At 48.5% G+C, this 1,525-nt stretch carries 2 protein-coding genes; both read right to left on the bottom strand.

Annotation, left to right across the window (positions count from 1 at the left end; translation table 11 throughout):
• Nucleotides 1-1,049, bottom strand: a 1,049-nt coding sequence (locus tag D6694_15650; GenBank protein RMH33413.1) for a hypothetical protein, incomplete at its 3' end; no start/stop codon positions are given.
• Between the two features lie 83 nt (nucleotides 1,050-1,132).
• Entirely contained in the window at nucleotides 1,133-1,525 is a 393-nt protein-coding gene (locus tag D6694_15645) for a hypothetical protein (protein ID RMH33412.1), read from the bottom strand.

Genomic DNA, 1,525 nt, shown 5'->3' with positions numbered 1-1,525 from the left:
GTTCCGTCGAAATCCATTCTTCCAATCATGACTGGCAGTTCGCCATAGGCGGTATAAATGAAAAGCACTTCGTCATTATCGGAAGGAATGGTAGTTAACTGTAAGCATGGAAAATATGGCGCATGCAAGCGAAAGGCCCATTCCACCTGGTAGTTCTGGTCGATTTTGGCGATGAATCCTTCCGGATTGGCGCTTGTGATGGGCTGGAAATGATGGCCCGGATCGGTAATGCGCCCCGAGAGGAGGAAGCTGTTGTCCTGGGGCAGATAGTGCAGAAGGATGTTTCTGGGTTGGGAAGCACCGGGGTGGAAAAGGGGGAACTGTATGCCCTGGATGAAATTTGCGGATGAATCCAGTTTCATGAGGAAGAGCGGTGTCTGCCCCCATGGTTTGACGAAATAGCCTGCCACGTGGAGGAATCCGTCGCTGTCGTGCGTGATGTCGCAAATGTATCCATGCTGGAGCGCTTCGTCCTGTGGAACGAATTTTTTGGCCCACAAGACAGAGTCTTGTAAGAAATTCCAAACGGCCACAACGGGCACTTTTCGCGCTGTGGTATTTTGCAGCGTGTCGTAGTCGGCATAAGTGCAGAGGATCTTTTTTTCGTCCAGAAAGCCCGATGTGGCATTGTTTATCCAGTGGTGCAGAGGAAGCAATCGGGCATTTATCAGCTCGAGGTTTTCGTCCATTGCAATAATTACTCCGCATTTTTCTTCGGGATACCCATAACAGTTATCGAGACTGCCGGAATACAGGACTTTGTCAAATTCACTTAAGATGTTGGTAGTATGAAGAATCTCATCGCCGGGGAGTAAAAACTGGACGGTTTTCAGGGGAGTGCCGTCATCTTTAAAAAGGTACAGATCTTCTACTCCATAGCGAGCATCGACCACGAAAAAGGAATCGAAAATGGCCATCTGGTTGACCTGGCCAGTGTTGAAGGAAGTATTATTGCCGTTTTGACGAAAGTATGACTTCAAAAAAGTATTCTGAGCTGCAATGCCAAAAAAGTGCAGTTGCAGCAAGGCAATGATCAGGAGTTTGTTCATGGCTCGACGGGGAAATATTTTTCGGGATGGAAAAAGGGGACACATAGCACTTGGTGGCACAAGCACTATGTGTCCTTTTCTTGTCAGAAGGTTTTCACTGGCGGGTCAGACGGCGTGGGTCCCTGCTTGCAGGGATCCGGCTCGTCACTCGTACGGGATCTGCAAATGTATTGGCGCAGGAATATGGCCGTTGAACTGCCCCAGTCAATGTCATTGGCATCGGAAAAGGTGAAGTCGTCCCAAACCTGTGAATCAGTGGAATTGTCATTGGAAGAACATCTCACGGTGACATGCACGGAAAACCCAGCGTCAAAACTGAGAAGATGAAATTCCTCACAATCGCTCTCGGTCCATGTGCCGGGCAATTCGAAAAATGGCGTTGGAAAGCCAATGTCTGACTGACCTGTAGGTAAGAATTTCCAGCCACCAGCGGGTTCATTCAAGGAAAAATAAAAGTCATTGGGATAATCCGGCAT

The organism is Gammaproteobacteria bacterium (assembly GCA_003696665.1).
Lineage (GTDB): Bacteria > Pseudomonadota > Gammaproteobacteria > Enterobacterales.
Note: the sequence above shows the minus strand (reverse complement) of the source record. Positions and strands in the feature narration are given on the sequence as shown.